Annotated in this window: 21 protein-coding genes; 10 read left to right on the top strand and 11 right to left on the bottom strand. The window is 73.0% G+C overall.

Annotated elements, in window-relative coordinates:
* Window positions 1-5: 5 nt before the first annotated feature.
* Together ACH4E8_RS15490 and ACH4E8_RS15485 are read right to left on the bottom strand one after the other, a co-directional pair.
* The gene (locus tag ACH4E8_RS15490; protein WP_398448242.1) at window positions 6-434 is read right to left on the bottom strand and encodes an SRPBCC family protein; all 429 of its coding nucleotides are present in this window, start codon (window positions 432-434) and stop codon (window positions 6-8) included.
* Between the two features lie 80 nt (window positions 435-514).
* On the bottom strand, window positions 515-709 hold the full coding sequence (locus tag ACH4E8_RS15485) for a hypothetical protein (protein WP_398448240.1): 195 nt from the start codon (window positions 707-709) through the stop codon (window positions 515-517).
* A 234-nt stretch (window positions 710-943) separates the two neighbouring features.
* Between ACH4E8_RS15485 and ACH4E8_RS15480 the strand changes: the two genes are divergently transcribed.
* Both ACH4E8_RS15480 and ACH4E8_RS15475 read left to right on the top strand, forming a co-directional pair.
* A complete protein-coding gene (locus ACH4E8_RS15480) occupies window positions 944-1,519 on the top strand; it encodes a Clp protease N-terminal domain-containing protein (RefSeq protein ID WP_398448238.1) in 576 nt (191 codons plus the stop codon).
* 133 nt (window positions 1,520-1,652) lie between these two features.
* Entirely contained in the window at window positions 1,653-2,642 is a 990-nt protein-coding gene (locus ACH4E8_RS15475) for an EamA family transporter (protein WP_398448236.1), read from the top strand.
* A 273-nt stretch (window positions 2,643-2,915) separates the two neighbouring features.
* Here ACH4E8_RS15475 and ACH4E8_RS15470 read toward each other — a convergent pair whose 3' ends face one another.
* Entirely contained in the window at window positions 2,916-3,623 is a 708-nt protein-coding gene (locus tag ACH4E8_RS15470; protein ID WP_398448234.1) for a pyridoxamine 5'-phosphate oxidase family protein, read from the bottom strand.
* Window positions 3,624-3,658: 35 nt separating this feature from the next.
* Between ACH4E8_RS15470 and ACH4E8_RS15465 the strand changes: the two genes are divergently transcribed.
* On the top strand, window positions 3,659-5,047 hold the full coding sequence (locus tag ACH4E8_RS15465) for an aminotransferase class I/II-fold pyridoxal phosphate-dependent enzyme (RefSeq protein ID WP_398448232.1): 1,389 nt from the start codon (window positions 3,659-3,661) through the stop codon (window positions 5,045-5,047).
* 21 nt (window positions 5,048-5,068) lie between these two features.
* On the opposite strand, the gene ACH4E8_RS15460 is transcribed toward ACH4E8_RS15465, so the two are convergent.
* Window positions 5,069-6,175, bottom strand: a complete 1,107-nt coding sequence (locus tag ACH4E8_RS15460; RefSeq protein ID WP_398448230.1) for a DMT family transporter — start codon at window positions 6,173-6,175, stop codon at window positions 5,069-5,071.
* 74 nt (window positions 6,176-6,249) lie between these two features.
* Here ACH4E8_RS15460 and ACH4E8_RS15455 point away from each other — a divergent pair, with 74 nt between their 5' ends.
* The gene (locus ACH4E8_RS15455) at window positions 6,250-7,158 is read left to right on the top strand and encodes a LysR family transcriptional regulator (RefSeq protein ID WP_398448228.1); all 909 of its coding nucleotides are present in this window, start codon (window positions 6,250-6,252) and stop codon (window positions 7,156-7,158) included.
* 24 nt (window positions 7,159-7,182) lie between these two features.
* Here the strand turns inward: ACH4E8_RS15455 and ACH4E8_RS15450 are convergent, their stop codons facing one another.
* Window positions 7,183-7,659, bottom strand: coding sequence for a pyridoxamine 5'-phosphate oxidase family protein (locus tag ACH4E8_RS15450; protein WP_398448226.1), 477 nt, complete (start codon window positions 7,657-7,659; stop codon window positions 7,183-7,185).
* 129 nt (window positions 7,660-7,788) lie between these two features.
* Between ACH4E8_RS15450 and ACH4E8_RS15445 the strand changes: the two genes are divergently transcribed.
* A complete protein-coding gene (locus tag ACH4E8_RS15445; protein WP_398448224.1) occupies window positions 7,789-8,463 on the top strand; it encodes a cysteine hydrolase in 675 nt (224 codons plus the stop codon).
* On the opposite strand, the gene ACH4E8_RS15440 is transcribed toward ACH4E8_RS15445, so the two are convergent.
* From ACH4E8_RS15440 to ACH4E8_RS15430, 3 genes are all read right to left on the bottom strand, one after another.
* The gene (locus tag ACH4E8_RS15440) at window positions 8,450-8,950 is read right to left on the bottom strand and encodes a Rieske (2Fe-2S) protein (RefSeq protein WP_398448222.1); all 501 of its coding nucleotides are present in this window, start codon (window positions 8,948-8,950) and stop codon (window positions 8,450-8,452) included. The genes ACH4E8_RS15445 and ACH4E8_RS15440 overlap by 14 nt on opposite strands.
* A 99-nt stretch (window positions 8,951-9,049) precedes the next feature.
* Window positions 9,050-11,200, bottom strand: coding sequence for a prolyl oligopeptidase family serine peptidase (locus tag ACH4E8_RS15435; protein WP_398448331.1), 2,151 nt, complete (start codon window positions 11,198-11,200; stop codon window positions 9,050-9,052).
* A 213-nt stretch (window positions 11,201-11,413) separates the two neighbouring features.
* Complete coding sequence (locus ACH4E8_RS15430; RefSeq protein ID WP_398448220.1) at window positions 11,414-13,210, bottom strand: non-ribosomal peptide synthetase; 1,797 nt, start codon at window positions 13,208-13,210, stop codon at window positions 11,414-11,416.
* 160 nt (window positions 13,211-13,370) lie between these two features.
* Here ACH4E8_RS15430 and ACH4E8_RS15425 point away from each other — a divergent pair, with 160 nt between their 5' ends.
* Window positions 13,371-14,117, top strand: coding sequence for a tryptophan 2,3-dioxygenase (locus ACH4E8_RS15425; RefSeq protein WP_398448218.1), 747 nt, complete (start codon window positions 13,371-13,373; stop codon window positions 14,115-14,117).
* Between the two features lie 84 nt (window positions 14,118-14,201).
* On the opposite strand, the gene ACH4E8_RS15420 is transcribed toward ACH4E8_RS15425, so the two are convergent.
* Entirely contained in the window at window positions 14,202-15,779 is a 1,578-nt protein-coding gene (locus ACH4E8_RS15420; protein WP_398448216.1) for a (2,3-dihydroxybenzoyl)adenylate synthase, read from the bottom strand.
* Between the two features lie 56 nt (window positions 15,780-15,835).
* Window positions 15,836-17,038, bottom strand: coding sequence for a cytochrome P450 (locus tag ACH4E8_RS15415; protein ID WP_398448214.1), 1,203 nt, complete (start codon window positions 17,036-17,038; stop codon window positions 15,836-15,838).
* A 155-nt stretch (window positions 17,039-17,193) separates the two neighbouring features.
* Between ACH4E8_RS15415 and ACH4E8_RS15410 the strand changes: the two genes are divergently transcribed.
* From ACH4E8_RS15410 to ACH4E8_RS15395, 4 genes are read left to right on the top strand one after another with little or no spacing between them, the layout of a single operon-like run.
* Window positions 17,194-17,937, top strand: coding sequence for a thioesterase II family protein (locus ACH4E8_RS15410; RefSeq protein ID WP_398448212.1), 744 nt, complete (start codon window positions 17,194-17,196; stop codon window positions 17,935-17,937).
* A gap of 14 nt (window positions 17,938-17,951) precedes the next feature.
* Window positions 17,952-18,980: an isocitrate/isopropylmalate dehydrogenase family protein gene (locus tag ACH4E8_RS15405; protein ID WP_398448210.1), complete on the top strand. Its 1,029-nt coding sequence runs from the start codon at window positions 17,952-17,954 to the stop codon at window positions 18,978-18,980.
* A 50-nt stretch (window positions 18,981-19,030) separates the two neighbouring features.
* Window positions 19,031-20,422, top strand: a complete 1,392-nt coding sequence (locus ACH4E8_RS15400; RefSeq protein WP_398448208.1) for an FAD-dependent oxidoreductase — start codon at window positions 19,031-19,033, stop codon at window positions 20,420-20,422.
* Window positions 20,422-20,733 carry an antibiotic biosynthesis monooxygenase family protein gene (locus ACH4E8_RS15395; protein WP_398448206.1) on the top strand — a complete coding sequence of 104 codons (312 nt, stop codon included), beginning with the start codon at window positions 20,422-20,424 and terminating at the stop codon, window positions 20,731-20,733. The genes ACH4E8_RS15400 and ACH4E8_RS15395 overlap by 1 nt, the downstream gene beginning before the upstream one ends.
* An 82-nt stretch (window positions 20,734-20,815) precedes the next feature.
* Here the strand turns inward: ACH4E8_RS15395 and ACH4E8_RS15390 are convergent, their stop codons facing one another.
* Window positions 20,816-23,194, bottom strand: a complete 2,379-nt coding sequence (locus ACH4E8_RS15390) for an ATP-binding cassette domain-containing protein (RefSeq protein WP_398448204.1) — start codon at window positions 23,192-23,194, stop codon at window positions 20,816-20,818.
* Between the last annotated feature and the right edge of the window lie 56 nt (window positions 23,195-23,250).

Below are 23,250 nucleotides of genomic sequence, written 5' to 3'. Positions count from 1 at the left end.
GCGCGTCAGGTCACCAGGTCGGCGAGCTTGCGCAGGGACTCGTCGAGCGCGGCCGTCGCCGAGTCCTTGAGGCGGCCGGCCATCAAGGACACCGCGGCCCCGGTGAACTCCCCCTCGATGCGCACCAGCGTCGCGTCCCCCTGTGGAGTGAGGCGGTAGCGGTTGCCGACGCTCACGCCCATCGGGCCCGCTCCCTTGATGCCGAGGAGTCGGCCCGCCTCGAACTCCACCACCGTCCAGGAGACTTCGGCGGGGAAGCCCATGAGCTTCATGTTCTCCACGTAGGCGGTGCCCAGTTCCAGGCCGGCGGGGGCGCCCTGGGGGAAGCCGGTGTGCGTGGCGTTCCACCGGTCGTGGCTGCTGAAGTCCGTCAGCTGGGCCCAGACCTTCTCGGCCGGCGCCCCGATGCGGGCCTCGGCGCTGACTTCGGCCATGCGGGACCACCCCTTCGTGTCGGGTCACGGTGGAGCGGAACGTAGCCGCACCGCCCGCAACACTCAATACTGACGGAGAGTCAGATTTGCTCGACCAGCTGGTGGAGCCAGATCTCGGCGGAGTCGAAGCAGTCGGAGGCCCGGGGGTGCGGCCCTTCGTCGTGGCAGTGGAAGGCGGCCCAGAAGACGTCCGCGCGCAGCGCGGTGGCCGGGGCGTACACCCGGTAGACGTACTCCTGCCCGTCCGTTCCGAGCAGCGCGACCAACCAGAACATGTCCCGGGGGACGCTCCCGCCTCCCGTCCGGTTGCTTGCCCGAGGCATCTGTATGGTGCATTCGGATTCCAGGGGGCGCGCGAGGGCAAGGCGGCGCGCGCGTCGGGTGTGCGAGTTGTCGCGATCTCATCCGCAAGGAGGAGGAATGGTCCCCGCCTGCCCAACTTCCGCGGGATGGGTAGATGGCCCCGTACGGGGATGCTTGTCCCGTCCTGGACTGATGGGGTGGGAGACGTGCCGCGCCCTACCCCGCGACTGCCCAGACAGCTCGCCGTGCCCCGTACGGAGACCGACGCCCGACTGACCCCGGAGCTGGCTTCGATGGTCACGGGCGCGCGCCGACGGGCCCTGCGCGACGGCGGGCGCCAGATCGACACCGCCCACCTGCTGCACTCCCTCGTCGAGTCCGACCCCGCCGTGCGCGCCGCGCTCGGCCCGGGCGCGCAGGTCGCCCGCGTCCTCGGCTATCTCGTTCAGCGCAGCATCGGCTACGGCCTGCGGTGGCAGGGCTCGGTGGAGGACTCGGGGGCGGTGCCGGTGGTGCGCGTCCCGGGGCCCCGGGCCGTCGGGGGCGCGGGCGCCTGGTCCCCCTCCGCGGTCGACGCGCTGGAGGGCGCGGTACGGCGGGCGGGGCTGCGCGGCGCCGCCCGTGCGACCGGGGTCGACGTCCTCGCGAGCCTTGCCGCCGATCCGGAGTGCCGGGCGATGGAGGTGCTGCGCCGCGCCGGCGTCGATGCGGCGGGGCTGGCCCGGCGGGTCGACGCCGGTGGGCGGGGCGACGCCGGCGCGGCGGGTGCCGGAGCGCGATAGCGAGGGCAGTGGGGATGCAGCGGGCGTTCGCTCGTCGCGTGGCTGATTCCCGACGCTTCGCGGGGTGCGTCGCCCCCGTCTCGACATGCGTCTTGGGGTCGACGGTCCTGACGTGCGCTGACATGATGTGCCGATGCACTCTTCGGGGAAGGGCGCGGGCCTGGGCATCGCCCTGGTGTCGGCGCTCGCGTTCGGTGGTTCGGGCGTCGCCGCCAAGCCGTTGATCGAGGCCGGGCTCGATCCGCTGCACGTCGTGTGGCTGAGGGTGGCCGGTGCCGCGGTCGTCATGCTGCCGCTCGCCTGGCGCCATCGGGACCTGGTGCGCCGTCGGCCCGTACTGCTGCTGGGCTTCGGCCTGCTGGCCGTCGCGGGCGTGCAGGCGTTCTACTTCGCGTCGATCTCCCGCATCCCCGTCGGCGTCGCACTCCTCGTCGAGTACCTGGGGCCGGCGCTGGTCCTCGGCTGGATCCGCTTCGTCCAGCGCAGGCCGGTCACGCGGGCCGCCGCGTTGGGCGTCGTGATCGCGGTCACCGGCCTCGGCTGCGTCGTGGAGGTGTGGGCGGGGCTGAGCTTCGACGTCCTCGGGCTGCTCCTCGCGCTCGGCGCGGCCTGCTGCCAGGCGTGCTACTTCATCCTGTCCGACCACGGAAGCGCGGGGGAGGACCGGGCGGACCCGCTCGGCGTCATCGCGTACGGACTCCTCATCGGCGCGCTCGTGCTGACGGTGATCGCCCGACCGTGGGGCATGGACGCATCGGTGCTGGGCGGGCGGGTCGACATGGGCGGCACCAGCGTCGAGGCGTGGCTGCTGCTCGCCTGGGTCGTCCTGCTCGCGACGGTGCTGGCGTACGTCACCGGCGTGGTCTCGGTGCGCAAGCTGTCGCCGCAGGTCGCCGGGGTGGTGGCCTGTCTGGAGGCCGTGGTCGCCACCGTGCTGGCGTGGGTGTTGCTGCGGGAGCACCTGTCGCTGCCGCAGATCCTGGGCGGAGCGCTGGTGCTGGTGGGGGCGTTCATCGCGCAGTCGCAGGCGCCGAAGGCGCCGTCGGGGCCGGTCGCTTCGGGGGCGGGTGCGCCTGGGGCGACCGCGGAGGGGGCGCTGCCGGTGGGGCGCGCCGGGGGGTAGCGCGGATTCGCCGTGCGGCGGGCTGCGGTGTCGCGTCTGCGGCCCTTCTGTGGCCGCTCGTGCAGGTCCGCCCCGCGGGGGTGCCCCCGCCCCGGCTCCAGAGGGCCTGGGGCCCCAGCGCCCTGACACACCCGCCGATCCCTGCGGAGTGTTGATCCCCGCCGGCCGGTGGAGGGCTGGTCGCGCAGTTACCCGCGCCCCCAATCCCTCGTCCCGCAAGGTGGGCGCCGGAGGCAGCGAATCAGGGTGCTGCCGGGAGGGCGCGGGGCGGGGTCAGAGGTGGGTGAGGTAGGTGGGGAGTCGGACCGGTGCGGAGAGGTCTTGCGCGGGGATCGGCGTGCCGTACGTACGGGCCACCGGAACGACGCCCGCCCAGTGCGGCAGGTCCATGTCCTCCGGGTCGTCGTTGGGGTCGCCCGTGCGGATCTTCGCGGAGACCTCGGCGAGGTCCAGCCGCAGGACGGCCGTCGCCGCGTTCTCCTTGGCGTTCGCCGGGCGGGAGTCCGCCGCCCGCCCGGGCACCACGGCCTCCACGAGGGCGTCGAGCGCGCGGGCCTTCTCGGCCGGGTCGGTGACCGGGTGGGCCACGCCGTGGACCAGGACCGAGCGGTAGTTGATCGAGTGGTGGAACGCGGAGCGCGCCAGCACCAGTCCGTCGAGGTGGGTGACGGTCAGGCAGACCGGGAGGCCGGGGTCCGGCTCGCCGGCCATCCGCAGCGGGCGGGAGCCGGTGGAGCCGTGGACGTAGACGCACTCGCCGACGCGGGCGTAGAGCGTCGGCAGGACGACGGGCGCTCCTTCGCGGACGAAACCGAGGTGGCACAGGTAGGCCGCGTCGAGTATCGCGTGCACCGTCGCCCGGTCGTACGCGGCCCGCTCGCGCGAGCGGGACGGGACGGTGCGCTCGGTCGGCTCGTAACCCGAGTCCGCGCCCGCGCCGGTCCCTGCGCCCGCTTCCGTCGGTTGGATCGGCTCTGCCATGGCGAACTCCATTGCGCTAGTGCATAATGTCTTTTGTGCTAGGAGAGTATCGGATTGAAGGGCGGCGCGCATCGGAGATCGCCGCCAGCGTCGAGCGCGGGGTGGCTGCCGGTGGGCTGGAGCCCGGTCAACTGCTCCCGCCCATGCGGGAGTTGGCGGCCAGGCTGGAGGTGAATCCGAACACGGTGGCCGCTGCGTACCGGGTCCTGCGCGAGCGCGGCATCATCGAGACCGCGGGGCGCCGCGGCAGCCGGGTGCGCGCTCGGCCGATCAGTACGTCCCGGGGTGCCATCCGGGTGGAGGCGCCGCCGGGGGTGCGGGACGTGAGCGGGGGCGAGCCGGACCCCGCCCTGCTGCCGCCGCTGGACGACGCCCTCCTCGCGGCCGCGCGGCACGGCCGGCAGACCCCCGGCTACGGCACGTACGGCGGTCCCACCGTCGATCCGGAGTTGGCTCGCCTCGCCCGCGCGGCCCTGGACGTCGACGGCGTGCCGGCCGGGCCGATCGCGGTGACCTCGGGTTCGCTCGACGCGGTGGAGCGGGTCCTCGCGGCACATCTGCGGCCCGGTGACGCGGTCGCCGTGGAGGACCCGGGCTGGGGCAGTCTGCTCGACCTGATCCCCGCGCTCGGGTTGACGCCCGTGCCGGTGCCCGTCGACGACGACGGGCCGCAGCCCCCTGCCGTGGAGCGGGCGTTGAAGGGCGGCGCCCGGGCCGTCGTCGTCACCGCCCGCGCGCAGAACCCGACCGGCGCGGCCGTCGGCGCCGAGCGGGCCGAGGAACTGCGGGCGGTCCTGCGGCGCCACCCGCACGCCCTTTTGATCGAGGACGACCACGGGCACGGCATCGTCGACGTGCCGCTGCACCCCCTGGTCGGGGCCACGGACCACTGGGCCTTCGTCCGCTCCGCCGCGAAGGCGTACGGGCCGGATCTGCGGGTGGCCGTGCTCACCGGGGACGCGGTCACCGTCGACCGGGTCACCGGGCGGCAGTTCGTCGGCCCGGGCTGGGTCAGTCGACTGCTCCAGCGCACGGTGGTCGAGTTGTGGCGGACGGACGCCGTCGATCCCGGCGCGGTGGCGCGGTCGTACGGGCGACGCCGGGACGCGCTGGTGGCGGCGCTGGCGGAGCGGGGGGTCGCGGCCTTCGGGCGTACGGGGATGAACGTCTGGGTGCCCGTGGCCGACGAGACGGGCGCCGTGGCGCGGCTGCTGCAAGCCGGGTGGGCGGTGGCGCCCGGCGCCCGCTTCCGGGTCGCGACTCCCCCCGGGGTGCGGCTGACCGTCTCCGGCCTCAGCGACGAGGGCCTTGGCGAGGAGGGGCGCAGCGGCGAGGGCTTGAGTGGCGACGGCGGCGACGTCTTTCGGCTCGCGGACGCCGTCGCGGCGGCTGTCGGGCCGCCGCGGGCGCGGAGTTACGGCTGACGGGGTGCGGCGGGCACGGAGTTACGGCTGACGGGGTGCGGCGGCGCAGGCCGGTGCGGGTGCCGTGGCCAAGGCCGGGGCCGGCTCCGGCGCGGCGTCGGGGTGCCCGGGTTCGGTCGTGGTGCCCGCCGTCCCGGCGACGGGTCGAGTGCCGCCCGCACCCTTCGGCCGGGACTGCGTCAGGGCCGCCCCAGCGATGATGATCAGCGCCCCCACCGGTGCGCTCCAGCTCAGCCGTTCGCCGAGCACCCACACGCCGGCGACCGTGGCGATGACGGGGGTGAAGTACGTGACCATCTGCGCGGTCGTCGGCCCCACTTCGGCCACCAGCCCGTACTGCACCAGCATCGCGATGCCGGTCGCGAGGGCGCCGAGGCCGACCACGGCGAGCAGCGGCACCATCGGGAAGGAGGTCGGGAACGTCGTGAACAGCGGAGTGACGAAGGCCAGTTGGACCGTGCCGAGCAGGAGTTGTGCGGTGGTCAGCGAGAGGTTCGAGTGCGCGCTGCCCGCGAGGTTGCGGCGGACGTAGATCCAGCCGACCGGGTAGCTGAACGAGGCCAGCAGCGCCAGCGCGGTGCCGGTGGGGGCGATCCCGGCGAAGCCCTGCCAGGCGCCGAGCACGGTCAGCACCCCGAGGAAGCCGAGGCCGAGGCCGGCGACCCGGCGCCTGGTGGGACGGTCCTCGGAGAGCGCGACCAGCGAGAGGACCATGCCCCACAGCGGTGACGTGGCGTTGCAGATGGCGGCGAGCGCCGAGGGGATCGTCTCCTGCGAGTAGGCGAACAGCGAGAACGGCAGGGCGTTGAGGAAGAACGCCGACACCGTCAGGTGCAGCCAGGTGCGGCCGCCGCGCGGCAGCCCCTCGCGGCGCACCGCGAGGACGGCGGCGAGCACCGCCGTCCCGAAGACCAGCCGTCCCAGGGTGACTTGGAACGGTGCGTACCCCTGGGTGCCGACCTTGGTCATCAGGAAGCTGAAGCCCCACACCGTGGAGAGGAAGGCGAACCGCAGGCGCCAGTCCAGCCGGCGGCCCGGTCCTCGGAAGCTCCACGGGCGACGGGGTCGGGCGGGGGCGGCGGGCGAGGAGGCGGGGGCCGTGGCGGGAGGGCGTCTGACGCTGGTCATGACGTCAACTGTCACCCTCGCGATCTCGTAGCACAAGCGAGAAATACTTCGCTCGTTCGCTTAGCATTGCTTACATGTTGAATCTGGAGCGACTGCGGACCCTCGACGCCCTCGCCCGGCACGGCTCCGTCAGCAAGGCCGCCGACGGGCTGCACGTGACCTCGTCGGCCGTCTCCCAGCAACTGGCGAAGCTGGAGCGCGAGGTCGGGCAGCAACTGCTCGCCAAGAGCGGGCGCGGAGTGCGCCTCACCGACGCCGGCCAACTGCTCGCGGACCACGCGGCGCGCATCCTGTCGCACGTGGAGTCGGCGCAGGCGGACATCGAGGCCCAGCGTGGGCAGGTGGTCGGCGAAGTCCGGGTGGGCGCCTTCCCCACGGCCGCGCGCGGCCTGTTCCCCGGGATGGTGCAGGCCCTGCTCGCCGGCCACCCCGAGTTGCGCGTACGCACTCAGGAACTGGAGCCCGAGCAGGGCATCCACCGGGTCATCCGGGGCGACTGCGACCTCGCCGTGGTCCTCGACTGGACCAACAAGAGGCTGCCCGTGCCGGCCGGGCTCGCCCAGGCGCACCTGCTCGACGACGCGGCGGACGTCGCCATGCCGGTCGACCACCCGCTCGCCGGCCGGGACGAGGTGGACCTGGAGGAGTTCGCCGACGACGACTGGGTGTCCTGGCCCGAGGGCGAGTTCTGTCACGAGTGGTTGACGTTCACCCTGCGCTCCCGGGGGATCGAGCCCCGCATCCCGCACCTCGCGGCGGAGCACCACACCCAACTGGCCCTGATCGCCGCCGGGTGCGGGGTGTGCGTCGCGCCGCGGTTGGGGCGGGGGCCGGTGCCCGACGGCGTCGCGCTCGTCCCGGTGCGCCGCGGCATGCGACGGCACGTGTACGCGGTCTGGCGCGCCGACGCCGACCGGCGCCCCTCGATCAGGGCCACCCTGGCGGCGCTGACCGGCGCGGCCCGGGCGCTGGAGGAGGCGTGACGCCTTCCCGTGCGACGTTCGGCGTCAACGGCCCCGCTCGGCTGCGAGCTTCCGGAAGTCCCAGGAGGCGACGGCGTCGGGGGTGAGTCGGAGCCAGGCGTGCCGCCCGTCGTGCGGCATGGCGTCCAGGTCGAAGTTCTTCCGGGCGAACAACCCCTCAGGCTCGACCAGTTCGGGGCAGGGCGCGCCGGTGCGCGGGGCCTCCCCGACGAAGACGGCGGTGCCCGACAGCTCCACCCCGCGCAGCTCCCCGTACTCCTCGCCGGCGTCCACCACCACCGCGAGTCGGGGGTCGTGGCGCAGGTCGGCCCAGCGGCGGCTGCGGGTGATCGAGTACAGCCAGAGCGAGGCGCCGTCCCAGACGAACCACAACGCGCTGACGTGCGGACGGCCGTCGGCCGACACGGTGGCCACCCGACAGGTGCGCTGCTCGCTGAGGAAGGCGTCCCGCTCGGCGGGCGTCATCATGATCCGACGGCCCCGGCGCTGGGTGGCGACCACGGCTGCTCCCGTCCGGGCGTCCTGCGGGCCACGCCCTCTTGGAAACTGACAGTACGTCAGAAATCATGGGCGTACCCGCGGCACCGCGCAACGGGCGCGCGGCACCCGGTTCACGAAATGGGGGACGGCATGGCGTCCAGCGACCCGACCGAACGTCTCTTCGTCGACCTCGCTCCGGCCACCACCGTGCTGCTCACGGTCGAGTGCCAGCGCGGCGTCGTCGGCGACGGCGTCGCCGCCCTGCCCGAACTCGCCGCAGAGGCCCGTTCGTCGGGCGCGCTCCACCGGATCGCCCGACTGGTCGCGGGCGCGCACCGCACCGGCGTCCAAGTGGTGCACGCGGTCGCCGAACGCCGACCCGACGGACGCGGCTCCAACCGCAACGCCCGGCTGTTCCGCGCCGCCGCCAAGCTGCCCGTACGACAGCACCCCGGCACGCCGGCCGTGTGCATCGCCCCGCCCATCGAGGTGGCGGACGAGGACCTGGTGGTGCGCCGGCTGCACGGCCTGTCACCGCTGGCGGACACCGGACTCGACGCCCTGCTGCGCAACCTCGGCTGTCGAACGCTCCTGATCACCGGGGTCTCCGCGAACGTCGCCGTGCCCAACGCCGTGTTCGACGCGGTGAACCTCGGCTACACCGCTGTCGTGCCCCGGGACGCCATCGCGGGGGTGCCCGCCGATTACACCCCCGCGATGGTGCGCCACACCCTCGCCCTGGTGGCCACCGTCACCACCAGCGACGAGGTCCTGGCCTGCTGGCGCCGCGCCGCGCAGGAGCGGCCGCCGGCTACGCCAGGATGATCGAGTCCCCCTCCACCCGCACGGACTTGGCCGGCAGCGGAGCGGTCGCCGGGCCGCCCTTCACGCTGCCGTCGGACGCGTCGAAGGTGCTGTTGTGGCACGGGCAGGTGATCACGTTGTTCGCCACGCCCCGCACCGCGCAGCCCGTGTGGGTGCACTTCGACGAGAACGCCTTGAACTGGCCCGCGCTCGGCTGGGTGATCACCACGTCGCCGACGACCTTGCCGCCGCCCTCGGGGACGTCCGCGACCTTCGCCACCGCCTGGCCGCTGCCTCCGCTGCTGCCACCGGTCGAACCGCCCGCGGCGGAGCCACCGGCGGCGGAGCCCTTGGTGCCCCCGTCCCCCGTGCTGCTGGATCCGCTGGATCCGCCGTCGTCGGAGCCGCACGCGGTCAGCGCGGCCGTCAGCCCCGCCCCGCCCGCCGCAGCGACGACGGTCCTACGAGTGACGGTGCGGCGGCGCTGTTCCTCGGGGGATGCGGTCATGGTCTGCTCCTTCGGCTCGCGGTCCCTGCCCGGCCGGATGCCCGACCGGCGTCGTTCGTTGTGATGTTTACGAGCCAGGAGCGGAAAGGGTTCAACACCTCAAACTTTCAAGGACTTCTTCAGGAAGGCGAGTTCCTGCCGCAGCAAGTTCCCCGCCTGCTCCTCGTCGGTGACCATGTGGCTCGCCCCCGACAGCGGCAGCACGGAGTGCTCCCGACCCGCCGCCAGCAGCGCCGACGACAGTCGCAGCACGTGGGCGAGGTGCACGTTGTCGTCCGCCACCCCGTGCACCAGCAGCAGCGGGCGGACGAGCCGGTCGGCGTACGTCGTCAGCGAGTTGTGGTCGTACGCGTCGGGGAAGACCTCCGGATGGCCGAGGAAGCGCTCCTCCCAATGGGTGTCGTACAGCCGCCGGTCCGCCGGTGCGGCGCCCGCGACGGCGGCGTGGAAGACGTCCGGGCGGCACAGCACCGCAGCGGCGGCCAGATACCCCCCGTACGACCAGCCGCGGATCGCGACGGCGTCGAGGTCGAGGTCGGGGAAGCGCTCCGCCGCCGCGTGCACCGCGTCGACCTGGTCCTGGACGGTCGGTGTGAGCCGGTCCCCGTGGACCTCCCGCGCCCACGCCCGGCCCCGGCCCGGAGTGCCCCGGCCGTCCGTCACCAGCACCGCGAAGCCCTGCTCGGCGAACCACTGCGCCACGTACGACCACCATTCGCGGGCCCTGACGACGAGTTGCAGACCCGCTCCGCCGTACGGGCACAGCAGCACCGGCAGCCGGCGGGCGCCGGGCTCGTGACCGGACGGCAGGTACAGCTGGCTGCGCAACTCCCGCTCGCCCAGCCGCAGCAGTACCGGCGCCGGCGTGACCTGCGGCTCCTCGGCGAGTACGGGTATCCGGCCGACCGGCTCGCCGTCCTTGAGGACCGTCATCGAAGGGCCCGACTCCGTCAGGCTGTCCAGGACCACGGTGCCGCCGCCGACCGCGGCCGTGTGCACGCCCGGTTCCGCGCTGACGCGGACGAAACCGCGCCCGGGGTCGTACGACCACACGTGCACCTCGGTCGGATCGTCGTTCGCGGTGAACCACACGCGGTCGCCGACGGTGGCGATGACCTCGCGGACGTGGAGCCCGGCCGGGGTGGCGTCGGCGCCGATGCGCAGCCCCGGCACGTCGCCGTCGGTTGTGACCGCGAGGGGCGTGCCCGCGGCGGTGCGCCCCGGCGCCCCCGGCACCACGTCCACCCACACCCGGTCGCGCACCCGCTGGAGCACCGTGGTGGCGCCCGTCGCCGGGTCGATCGCGAGCAGGTGCAGCGACCGCTGGTCCCTGCTCTGCACCGCGACCAGTGGCCCGGACGCGTCCCAGCCGGCCGCCGTCACGTACTCGAAGGCGGGGTCGGTCCACGGGCCCGGCTCGTGGTGTTCCGCGTCGGCAGCGGCGGGCAGGAGCACCGGCGTACGGCCGCCGTCGAGCCGCAGCACGTGCAGCGAGGTCAGGGCGTTCGCCGTGCCCACCACCGGATAGCGCATCGCCCGCGGGGGCTTCTGCGGGTCCGCCGGGTCGGCGACGTACCAGGTGCGGACGGGGCCGGTGTCGACGCGCGCGGCGAGCAGCGCGTCGCCGGCCGGGGACCACCAGTGGCCGCGGTCGCGCCCGATGGACTCGGCCGCCGTGTGATCGGGCAGCCCGTACGTCACCTCGGCGGACTCCGGCGCGGCGAGCAGCCGGTCCCCGGTGCCGTCGGGGCGCACCGCGCGCAGGGCGCCGTCGGTGACGTACGCGATCCAGGAGCCGTCGGGGCAGGGGCGCGGATCGACCGCGGGGCCCGCGGTCGCCACCCGCCACGGGTCGCCGCCGTCCGTGCGCACCGCCCACAGGGTGCCGCCGAGCGTGAAGACGACCAGGTGCGCCGCGGCGTCGGTGGCGTACGACACCACGCCGGTGGTGCGGGTCCTGGCCCGCTCCTGACGGATCCGCTCGGCCTCCGGCAGGTCCTCGCCGCCGCCCCCGAGCAGCAGCGGATCGGCGATCACGCGCTCCTCGCCGTCCTCGTACAGCCAGAGCCGGCGCACCGGGTCGGTGCCGGAGGTGCCGCGGACGAACAGGACGCGGGCGCCGTCCGGCGAGACGGTCGGGTGCGCGGGCAGCCCGAGCGAGAAGCGCCGGGTGCGGGCGAAGTGGCGGGGGAAGTCGGGGAAGGCGGGACGGGCGGGGCGGGCGGGGCGGGCCGCGGCGGTTTCGGGCATGCCGAAGTCGGCGGAACGGGGTTGGGAGGTCATGCGAGATAGTGCGCACATCGACCGCCGGTGTGGCAACTTTGTTTGTGCGGGGTCGTGTTCGGAGGGTCCGGTGCGGCCCCTCCTGACGGTTCGGCGGTTTCGCCGTGCGGCGAGCTGCGGTGTCGCGTCTGCGCGAGCAGCCCACCACCGGGTCGCAGAGGGCGCCGCGGGGGCGCTGGGTCAGTCGTCGGTCGGGGGCGCGGAGTCGGGGCGGGGAGGCGTGTGGATGAGGTTCGCGAGGTCGGCGAGGGTCGCGGCCTGGAAGATCGTGCGCATCGGGAGCACCACGTCGTACTCCTTGCGGATCTGGCGGGCCAGCATCGTGGCGAGCACCGAATGGCCGCCCAGGTCGAAGAAGTTGTCCTGAGGGCGGGCCCGGGGGACGCCGAGGATCCGCTGCACGAGTGCGCACAGGTCCGCGTCGCCGGCCCCGGTCGGCGCCGGGGGTTCGGCGCGGGCGGCGGCGAGCGCGGCTCGGTCGACCTTCCCGTTGGGGTCGGTGGGGAAGCGGTCGAGCACCACCACGGTGTACGGCACCATGTGCTCGGGCAGCGCGGCGGCGACGTGCCGCCGCAGCTCGGCGCCGTCGACGTCGGCCCCGGTCGACGTGGTCACGTACCCCATGACGCGGGCGGTCGCGACGTCCCCCTCCACCACGACGCAAGCGAGGTCCACGGCCGGGTGGCCGGCCAACCGCGCCTCGATCTCACCCAGTTCGATGCGGAAGCCGCGCACCTTCACCTGGTTGTCGACCCGGCCCGTGAAGTACAGCTCGCCGTCGGCGTGGCGCCGGCCCCGATCGCCCGAGCGGTACGTGCGGCTGCCGGGCGGGCCCGCCGGGTCGGCGACGAACCGGGTGGCGGTGAGCCCGGGCTGGTTCACGTAGCCGCGCGCCAGCCCCGGCCCCGACAGATAGAACTCGCCCTCCCCGCCGACGCCGACGTCCGCCAGGCTCCCGTCGAGGACGCGCACCGCGCAGCCCGGGAAGGGGCGGCCGACGCCGATGTCGTCGGGGCCGGCGATCTCGCCGAGGCTGATGCCGACGGTGACTTCGGTGGGACCGTAGCCGTTCAGCAGTGCCCGGCCGCTGCCCCAGGCGCGCACGAGCGCGGGCGACACGGCGTCGCCGGTCGACACCAGCGTCCCGCCGGGCAGTGCCCCGTCTGACTCGGTGACGCTCAGCGCCACCGGCGGCAGCGTCGCATGGGTCACCCGCTGCTCGACCAGGGTGTTGCGCAGTGGTTCGCCGGGGAGCAGGTCGTCGGCCGCAGCCACCACCAGGGCGGCCCCGGACAGCAGGGCGAGGGACACGTCCCAGAAGGCGGCGTCGAAGCTGATCGACGCCCACTGGAGCACCCGGTCGCCCGAGCCCGCCCCGATCCGCTCCCGCTGCGCGGCGACCAGGGTCGCGACGCCGGCGTGCGGCACCGCGACGCCCTTGGGCAGGCCGGTGGAGCCCGAGGTGAAGATGACGTACATCAGGTGTTCGGGGCGCAGCGGGCGCAGCCGCTCGGCGTCCCGGACGTCGCGGTCGTCGCGCCCCTCCCACTCGGCCCGCACCCGCGGATCGTCGACGGCGAGCCGCGGCACGTCGGCGCCGGCCGCCGGGAGGCCGCCCGCGTCCGAGGTGTGGACCAGCAGCACCGGGCGCGCCTCGGCCACCATGTGCGCCAGCCGCTCCGACGGGTACGCCGGGTCGAGCGGGAGGTAGGCGCCGCCGGCCTTCAGGACCGCCAGGAGCACGGTGATCAGATCGGCCGACTTGGGTGCGCAGACGGCGACCACGCGGTCCGGTCCCACGCCGCGGTCGATGAGGCAGCGCGCCAGCCGGTTGGCCGCGGAATTCAGCTCCGCATAGGTGACGGTCTTCGTTTCGAACAGCACGGCGGCCCGTTCCCCCGACCGCGCGGCGACCGCCTCGAACAATTCGGGGACGGTCCGCTGAATGATGTCGCTCCTGTCGAAGCCAGGTTTCATGGGGCCCGGTCCTCCATCTCTCCCGACCATGGGAATGTGGATGATGTCAGCCGTCCGTGCCATGACGGAACGTCATGAAGGAGAGGTGAAAGAAACCGTAGGCGCCCCGGTATCGCCATGCTGTCATACGGTAAATGTCCGGTGAGGGGGCAGAACCGCTGTGACCAATTCCCGTATCGGTTATGACGCCTATCGTGATTACCTCGCTCTCGACAGGCTGCTCGCCAGCCAACAGCCGAACACCGACCAGCCGGACGAGCTGCTCTTCGTCGTCGTCCACCAGTCGCACGAGCTGTGGTTCAAGGAGCTGCTGCACGAGTTGGACGGCCTGCGGCCGATGCTGCGGAAGGCGGACAGCGGCCCCGCGCTGCGCACCCTGCGCCGCTCCCGGCTGATCATCAAGGCGCTGACGGCACAGATCGACGTGCTGGAGACGATGTCCTCCGAACGGTTCGAGACCTTCCGCGCGAAGCTGGGCGGCGGCAGCGGCTTCTATTCAGCGCAGTTCCGGGAGATCGAGGTCGCACTCGGCCGGCGCGGCGCATCGGCGGCCGAGCAGTTCCCGAAAGGCAGCGCGGACCGCGAGAGGGTCGAAACCAGGGCGGCCGAGCCCAGCGTCTTCGACGCTTTCCAGGACTATCTCTCCGCCCAGGGGTATTCACCCGAAGACATGCCGTCCGCGCTCAGCGGCCTGCACGAAGACGACGGCGTCGTGGAGCAGATGTTCCAGGCGATGGTCGACCTCGACCAGGCATTCCAGGAATGGCAGTACCGACACGTCGTCATGGTCCAGCGCGTCATCGGCACGAAGCGCGGCACGGGCGGCACCGCGGGCGCCGATTTCCTGCGCAGGGCGGTCTTCACACCGTCCTTCCCCGAGCTGTGGTACGTGCGGGACTCCCCGTGAACTCAGCCCTTTGGGCGGTGCAGTGCCGTACGGAAGCGGGAGCCGCCGGTGGGTCCGGCGGCTCCCGCTTGCGCACGGGACGCCTCAGGCGCCCACCAGCCGGCGCAGTGCCTTCTTGTCGACCTTGCCCATCGGGGTGCGCGGCAGCTCGTCGACCCGGACGACCCGGTCGGGGATCTTGTACGTGGCCAGCCCGCGTTCCCGCAGGAACGCCTTCACCGCCGCCGCCCGCAACTCGCCCCCGTCGACGACCACGAACGCATGGGTCCGCTCCCCGAGGACGGCGTCCCGCACCCCGACGACCGCGGCGTCCTGCACCGCGGGGTGGGTGCGGAGTTGACGCTCCACCTCCTCCGCCGACACCTTCTCGCCGGCGCGGTTGATGACGTCCTTGACCCGCCCCACGACGGTGATGTTGCCCTCGGGCGTGCGCCGGACGAGGTCCCCGGTGCGGAAGAACCCGTCGGACGTGAACGACCGGGCGTTCTCCTCGGGCGCCCGGTAGTACCCGCGAATGGTGTACGGGCCGCGCGACTGCATCTCGCCGACCTCCCCGTCGGGCACCGGCGCCCCCGCCGGGTCCACGACGCGCACCTCGTCGTACGGCGACATCGCACGCCCCTCCGTGCCCGTGGCCACCTCCGCCGGGTCGTCGAACCTGGTGTGCGTCAACAGCCCTTCGCTGATGCCGTACCAGCGCATGACGCGGCAGCCCAGGACCTCGCCGGCGCGGCGTGCCAGCGACGCGTCCAGCGGTGCGCTGCCGACCTGCACGAGCAGCCGCGACAGATCGCCGGACGCCCGCCCCGACTCGGTCCACAGCCGCAGCACGGCCGGCACGACCGTGGTCATGGTGACGCCCTCCCGGTGCACCAGGGGGAACACCTCGTCCGGGCGCACCGACGACGTCAGCACCGCCTTGCCGCCCAGCAGCAGCGCCCCGAAAACCCCGGGGCACGCCAACGCCGCCTGGTGCGCGGCCGGGTTGACCGCCAGGTACGTCAGCCCTTCGTCCGCGCCCACGGCCCGGGCGCAGGCCCGCATCACGTATCCGTAGTCGTCGTGGGCGCGGGGGATCAGCTTCGGCTGCCCGGTGGTGCCCCCGGACAGCAGGAACAGCGCCGGCGCCGCCGGGTCCACCGCCGGCAGCGCGGCGCCCTCGCAGCCGACGGACGCCAGCGGGGTGAACTCCTGCGCGTCACCGCTGACGTACACCTGCGGGACGCCGGGCACCTCCCGCGCCAACTGGCGGTAGTCGAAGCCGCCGAACCGGTCCTGCACGACGTACGCCACCGCGCCGGAGTGCTCGACGAGATGGGCGATCTCCGACCTGCGGTGGCCGGGGAGCGCCAGCACCGGGATGACGCCGGCCCGCAGCAGTGCGAACACGACGACCACGAACTCCGGCACGTTGGGGAGTTGCACGACGACCCGGTCCAGCGGTTTCACCCCCCGCTCCAGCAGGCCGCCCGCGAGCCGGTCGGCCCGCTGCGACAGCTCCGCGTACGTCATGCGCCGCTCGCCGCAGACGACGGCCACGCGCTCCGCGTTGCGGACGCAGGAGTCGTGCAGCAGGTCGCCCAGTGGTCGACCCGACCACAGCCCGGTGCGCCGGTACTCCGCCGCGAGGTGATCGGGCCAGGGCACGAATCCGTCGAGCATGGTCACGCTGCCTTTCGGAGGCGGGGGGACTGTTGCCGGGGTTCCTCCGGGGGCGTTCACCGGAGCCGCGGGCGGAAGGTGACGGGCAGGGAGCTGTGGCCGTAGAGGAAGTTGGAGTAGATCCGCGCCGGCTCCGCGTCGAGTTCGATCTCGTCGACGAACGTCACCAGGGCCCGCAGCAGCGCGCCGAGTTCGGCCCGGCCGAGGGCCGCGCCCACGCAGAAGTGCGGACCGTGGCCGAAGGTGAGGTGCCGGTTCGGGGTGCGGGCCAGGTCGAGGACGCGCGGGGCGGTGAAGACCCGCTCGTCGTTGTTCGCCGACGTCGTCCAGAACGTGACGACGTCACCGGCGCGCACCCGCTGCCCACCGAGGTCGAAGTCGCACACGGCGGTGCGCGCGAAGTGCATCCCCGGCGTCGCCCACCGCAGCAGCTCCTCCACCGCGGTGTCGACGTCGACGGCCCCCTTGCGCAGCCCCTGCCACTGGTCGGGGTGGCGGGCGAAGGCGAGGACCGAGCTGATCGCCGTCATCCGGGACGACTCGTCCCCGCCGAGGATCAGGCTGTAGCAGTTGAGCGCGATCTCCTGCGGGGTCAGCGGCCGGCCGTCGACCTCCGCGCCGGCGATCATGCTGATCACGTCGTCGCCGGGGTTCTCGCGCCGCTCGAAGACCAGGTCCATCAGATAGAGCACGATCTCGTTGCGGGCCTCCAGCGCGTCCAACCTGTCGCTGTCCGGGGCGTCGGAGGAGAGCGCCGCCTTGTTCCACGCCAACAGGTCGGCGCGGTCCGCGACGGGTATGGAGAGCAGGTCGCAGATGGTGTTCATCGGCACGTGCTCGGCGACCTCGGCGGCGAAGTCGAAGGAGCCGCGCTCGGCGACCGTCCTGATCAGCTCCGCGGTGCGCTCCTCGACCCGGCGCACCACGTGGTCCAGCACCCGCGGGGAGAACGCGCGCAGCATCAGGGCGCGCAACTGCCGGTGCCGGGGACGGTCGGTGACGGCGAGCATCGTGCCGCCCGCCGAGTCCCCGCCGCGCAGCAGCACGTCGAGCACGTTGCCGCGGGCCGAACTCAGCCGCTTGAAGTCGCCGTGGCAGGACTGCACGTCGTCGTAGCCGGCCACGACCCAGAAGCCGGGGCGCCCCGGGGCCGCCGGGTGCCAGTGCACGGGCCGCTCCCGGCGCACCCGCCGCCAGAACGCGTGCGGGTCGTGCTCGACGAAGGTGGCCGGGTCCGTGAGGTCGAGCGACAGGCTCATGCGGGCCTCCTTTCCCCCGCATCGTCATGACCGGACGCCCGCGCGCCGGCGATGTCTTGCCGACTTCTTTCGTGGCACACGTCATTTGTCCCGAAGCGGAAACGATGGAACAGGTGAACAGGTGAAGCGGCTGACTACGGAGAGGGGCGGGACCGATGGGTCGGACGAGGGAACGGGGCTGGGTGCGGTCGCTGACCGCACCGAGGGACGTCGCGCTGCGCGTGGTGTGCTTCCCGCACTCCGGGGGCTCGGCGACGGCCTTCGCCGACTGGGCCGCCGCGGTGCCCCCGGACGTGGAGCTGGTGGCCGTCCAGTACCCGGGGCGCGGTGACCGGTTCGTCGAGCCGCCCGTGGACGACGTGGCCGCGATGGCGGGCAGCGTCGCGGCGGAGCTGCTGCGGCTGCCGCCGAGCGGGCACGTCCTGTTCGGACACAGCCTCGGCGCGGTGGTGGCGTACGAGACGGCGCTCGTCCTGCGCGACGTGGGGGAGGAGCCGCGCCGGCTCTGCGCCTCGGCGTGCCTGCCACCGGGGCGGATGGAGAACCCGCGGATCCACACGGCGCCCGACGACGAGTTCTGGGCGACGCTGTGCGACCTCGGCGGCATCGAACCCGGCATCGCCGACCACGCCGAACTGCGCGACCTGCTGCTGCCGACGCTGCGCTCGGACCTGCGGGCGCACGCGACGTACCGGCCCCGGTCCGGGACGAAGCCGCTGTCGTGCCCGGTGAGTTGCTACCACGGCGTCGGCGACCCGCTGGTGGACGAGGCGCTGCTGACGCAGTGGGCGGAGGTCACCACCGGCGAGTGCACCCTGACGGTGCGACCCGGCGGGCACTTCCACGTGAGCTGTGAGATACCCGAGTTGGTCGACCACGTCCTGGGCCCGCGCCCCTGACCGGAGGTGGAGCCGTGCAACGGATCACCGTCATACCCGGCGACGGCATCGGACCCGAGGTGGTCGAACCGGCGCTCGCGCTGGTTCAGGCGCTCGGACTCGACGTGACGCTGGACGTCCTGGACCACGTGAACGCCGACGCCTACCTACGGAACGGCAGCGCGCTGGACGCAGCCGACCTCGACCGCATCCGCAGCAGCGACGCCACGCTGCTCGGAGCGGTGGGGGACCCCCGCCTCGGCGACACCGGGTACGTGCGCAGCGTGCTCACCACGCTCCGCACCGAACTCGACCTCTACGCCAACTACCGGCCCGCACGGCTGTGGCACGACCGGCTCAGCCCGCTGCGCGACCGCGCACGGCGCGCGATCGACTGCGTGATCGTCCGGGAGAACACCGAGGGCCTGTACAGCGGCATCGGGGGCAGCACCCGCACCGCGTCCCCCGAGGAGGTCGCCGTCGACCTCGACGTCAACACCCACCGCGGCGTGACGCGCATCATCGACTTCGCCTTCTCCGTGGCCCGCCGATCGGTGTGCCTGGTGGACAAGGCCAACGCCGTGCGGCACGGCGGACAGTTGTGGCAGCGCTGCTGGCGGGAGGCGGTGGAACGCCATCCGCACGTCGCCACCTCGCACCTGTACGCCGACGCCGCGGCGCTGCGGTTGGCCACCGACCCGACCGCCTTCGACGTCATCGTCACCAACAACTCCCACGGCGACATCCTCAGCGATCTGACCGCCGCCCTCGCCGGGGGCCTGGGCATGGCGGCCTCGGCCAACCTCAACGCCACCACGCGGCAGGGGCTGTTCGAGCCGGTGCACGGCAGCGCGCCCGACATCGCCGGCCGACAGGTCGCCAACCCGTTCGCCGCGATCCTCTCCACGGCGCTGCTCGTCGAACACCTCGGTCACCGCGACGCGGCCGAAGCCGTCCGTCGCGCGGTCGCCGCGGCCGTCGGCGCCCGGCGGGTGACCCCCGACCTCGGCGGCCGGCTGAGCACCAAGGAAGTGGGCGCCGCGGTCCTGGCGGAGGTGTGCTGACGGCGGGTGGAGAAGAGACCGGACGGCAGGACAAGGAGGACCGCAGTGCCATGCAAGTGAGCAGACGCGAACGCGAACGCGAACACGAACACGAACGCGGGGGCGCGGACGGTGGGATCGTGATCATCGGGGCGGGCCCGGTGGGCACGGTCGCCGCCATGTACCTGGCCCCCCGGTTCGGACCGGTGACGGTCCTGGAGAGACGGCAGGACCCCCGCGGCGGCGGTGCCCGGCGCGGCCGGTCCATCACCGTGATGCTGTCCGCCCGCGGCTGGCGCGTCCTACGGGAACTCGGCCTCGAAGCGGCCGTGCGGGCGATCTGCCTGCCCATCCACGGGCGCTGCGCACACCTGCCCGACGGCACCTCCCACACCACCCCCTACAGCCGCGACCGACAGCCCATCTGGTCGGTGGAGCGGGACCGGCTCAACCGGCTGCTGCTGGACGCCGCCGAAGCGACCGACGGCGTGCGCATCCGCTTCGGGACCCGGGTCCGCGAAGTGGACCCCGACGGGCCGGCCGTCCTGCTGGAGGACGGGGCCGGGCGGCGCCGGCTCGCCTGCCGCCGGGTGCTCGGTTGCGACGGAGCGCACTCCGCGGCCCGCGCCGCCCTGGTGGCCCGCGGCGCCCGTGCGACGGTGCGCCGACTGGACCTGGCCCACCAGGAGATCTGCGCCCCGGGCGGCTGGCTCGACCCGTCGACGATGCACTACTGGCCCACCGGGGACGCCCTCTTCGCCGCCTTCCCGCTGCCGTCGGGGGAGTTCGCCGGCTCCCTGTTCATGCGGCACGACGGGCCGTCGCCGTCGTACGCCACCGTCGACGGCGGCCGGAACCTGCTGGAGGTCTTCACCGACCACTTCCCCGGGCCGGCTGCGGCCGTCCCCGACATCGCCGAACAACTCGCGACCAAGGACGCCGCCACCATCACCACCGTGAGCTGCGACCGGTGGATCCACGGGGACTCGCTCGCCCTCCTCGGCGACGCCTGCCACGCCATGCCCCCCTTCATGGGACACGGCATGAACTGCGGCTTCGAGGACGTGCGCACCCTCGTCGAACGCCTGGACTCCACCGGTGACTGGGCGTCCGCGCTGGTCGCCTACGAGAAGTCGCGGATCGAGGACGCCGAAGCCATCTCGTACCTCTCCTTCCAGCACTACCACACCATGGCCAACCCGCCGCAGGACGAGCGCGCCCACGCGGCGACGCGACTGCGCGGGCGGCTGTACGACCTCTACCCCGACCGGTTCGCACCGCGGTACGAGCAGTGCGCCTTCACCGAGGAGAGCTACGCCTCGGTACTGCGCGCCGACCGTCGGTTGGACGGCCTGGTCGATGACCTGTTGGGCCGATACGGCGCGGAACTCGTCGCGGCGTCGGACAGCCGGCTGCACACCGCGGTGTCCGCCGCCGGCACGGAGAACCTGGGAGACAACTGATGTTCGTGATCCTGTTCACGTCCCGCCTCAGCGACGATGCGGGCGAGGAGTACTACGCCACCGAGGACCGGATGCGGGAACGGGTCCGCGCCCTGGCCGGCCCGGACCTGATGGAGGTCAAGCACTACACCGGGGAGGACGGCGAACGGCTCGCGGTCGTCTTCTGGAAGAACGCGGAGACGCTGGAGCAGTGGCGCGCCGACCCGGAGCACCGCGAGGCGCAACAGATGGGCCGGGACAGGTGGTACTCCTCCTACGACCTGACCGTGGCCGAGGTGGTGCGCACCAGCGCGGGCGGGGTGGACGTCTAGGAAGGCGACTTGCCGGGCGTACTGCGCTGAGGTGTGTCGCCGGCCGACGACGACACGCCTCAGCGCCGGTACGACGGGTGGCTCAGCGCGCCACGTACTGCGCCAGGTGTTCGCCGGTGAGCGTGGAGCGCGCGGCGACCAGGTCGGCCGGCGTCCCCTCGAAGACGATCCGGCCGCCGTCGCGGCCCGCGCCCGGGCCGAGGTCGATGAGCCAGTCCGCGTGCGCCATGACGGCCTGGTGGTGCTCGATCACGATCACCGACTTGCCCGCGTCGACCAACCGGTCCAGCAGCGCGAGCAGTTGCTCCACGTCGGCCAGGTGCAGCCCGGTGGTCGGCTCGTCCAACACGTACACGCTGCTGTCCTCGCCCATGTGCGCGGCCAACTTGAGGCGCTGCCGCTCGCCACCGGAGAGCGTGGTCAGCGGCTGGCCCAGGCTGAGGTAGCCGAGACCCACGTCCACCAGCCGCCGCAGGACGGTGTGCGCGGCCGGCGTCCGGGCCTCGGTGCGGCCGAAGAACTCCTCCGCCTCCGTCACCGACATCGCGAACACCTCGCTGATGTTGCGCCCGCCGACGCGGTGGTGCAGCACCGAGGAGTCGAACCGCCTGCCCTCGCACTCGTCGCAGGTGGTGGCGACGCCCGCCATGATCGCCAGATCGGTGTAGGTGACCCCGGCGCCCTTGCACTGGGGGCAGGCGCCTTCGGAGTTGGGGCTGAACAGCGCCGGCTTGACCCCGTTGGCCTTGGCGAACGTCTTGCGGATGGAGTCGAGCATCCCGGTGTACGTGGCGGGGTTGCTGCGCCGTGACCCCTTGATTGGGCCCTGGTCCACCGTCACCACCCCGTCGCGGTTCGACACCGAGCCGCTGATCAGCGAGCTCTTGCCGGAACCGGCCACGCCGGTGAGCACGGTGAGCACCCCGAGCGGGATGTCCACGTCCACGTCCCGCAGGTTGTGCGCATTCGCCCCGCGCACCTCCAGCCGGCCCTTCGGCGACCGCAGCGACGGCTTGAGGCTGACCCGGTCGTCCAGATGCCGCCCGGTGAGCGTGCCGCTGGCCCGCAGTCCGTCGACCGTGCCCTCGAAGACGACTTCGCCGCCCTCGGTGCCGGCCTTCGGGCCCAGGTCGACGACGTGGTCGGCGATGGTGATCGTCTCCGGCTTGTGCTCCACCACCAGCACCGTGTTGCCCTTGTTGCGCAGCCGCAGCAGCAACTCGTTCATCCGCTGGATGTCGTGCGGGTGCAGTCCCACCGTGGGCTCGTCGAAGACGTACGTGACGTCGGTGAGCGCCGAGCCGAGGTGGCGGATCATCTTGGTGCGCTGCGCCTCGCCGCCCGACAGGGTGCCCGAAGGCCGGTCGAGCGAGAGGTACCCGAGGCCGATGTCGACGAAGGACTCCAAGGTCTGGCCGAGCACCGTCGTCAAGGTGGCCACCGAAGGGTCGTCGACGGCGCGGACCCAGTCGGCCAACTCGCTGATCTGCATGGCGCAGGCGTCGGCGATGTTGATCCCGTCGATCTTCGCCGACCGGGTGAGCGCGGTGAGCCGGGTCCCTTCGCACTCGGGACAGGTCGCGAACGCCACCGCCCGTTCAACGAAGGCTCTGATGTGCGGCTGGAGGGAGTCCCTGTCCTTGGTGAGGAAGGACTTGTGGACCCGGGCGAGCAGCCCCTCGTACGTGGTGTTGACGCCCTTCACCTTCACCTTGACCGGGTCGCGGTGGAGGAAGTCGTGGAGTTCTTCGGCGGTGTAGTCGCGGATCGGCTTCGCCGGGTCGAGGAAGCCGGACTCGACGAAGGACTGCACCACCCAGCCGTCGGGCTTCCAGCCGGGGACGGTGACCGCGCCGTCGGCGAGGGACTTGGCGTCGTCGTAGAGCTGGCCGGGGTCGATGTCGGAGACGGTGCCCATGCCCTCGCAGCGCAGGCACATTCCGCCGACGACGCTGAAACCCTTTTCTATGCTCTTGCCGCCCACCACCAGGGTGCCGCTGGCGTCCGCCGTGGCGACGTTGAAGGCGAACGCCTTCTGCGAGCCGATGTACGGCTTGGCGAGCCGGCTGAACAGGATCCGCAGCAAGGCGCCCGCGTCGGTGGCGGTGCCCACCGTGGAGCGCACGTGGGCGCTCATCGGCTGCTGGTCGACGATGATCGCCGTGGTGAGCCCGTCCAACAGCTCGACCTCGGGCCGGGCCATGCTCGGCATGAACCCCTGGACGAAAGCGCTGTACGTCTCGTTGATCAGGCGCTGGGACTCCGCGGCGATCGTGTCGAAGACCAGTGAACTCTTGCCCGAGCCGGACACCCCGGTGAACACGGTCAGCCGACGCTTGGGGACCTTGAGGCTGACGTCCTTGAGGTTGTTCTCCCGCGCGCCCTGGACCCGGATCCAGTCGTGCTTGTCGGCGATGTGCAGCTCGGTCCGGTCGGCGTCGTTGTTCGGCCCGACGGTCATCGAGTCCTCCAGGTGTGGGATGCGGCGTGCCGGACGTGGCCCCGCCCGACGGGATC

Origin of the sequence: Streptomyces sp. NPDC017979 (assembly GCF_044328175.1) — a bacterium.
In the GTDB taxonomy this organism is placed as follows: domain Bacteria; phylum Actinomycetota; class Actinomycetes; order Streptomycetales; family Streptomycetaceae; genus Streptomyces.
This window is presented reverse-complemented; position numbering and strand designations above follow the sequence as displayed.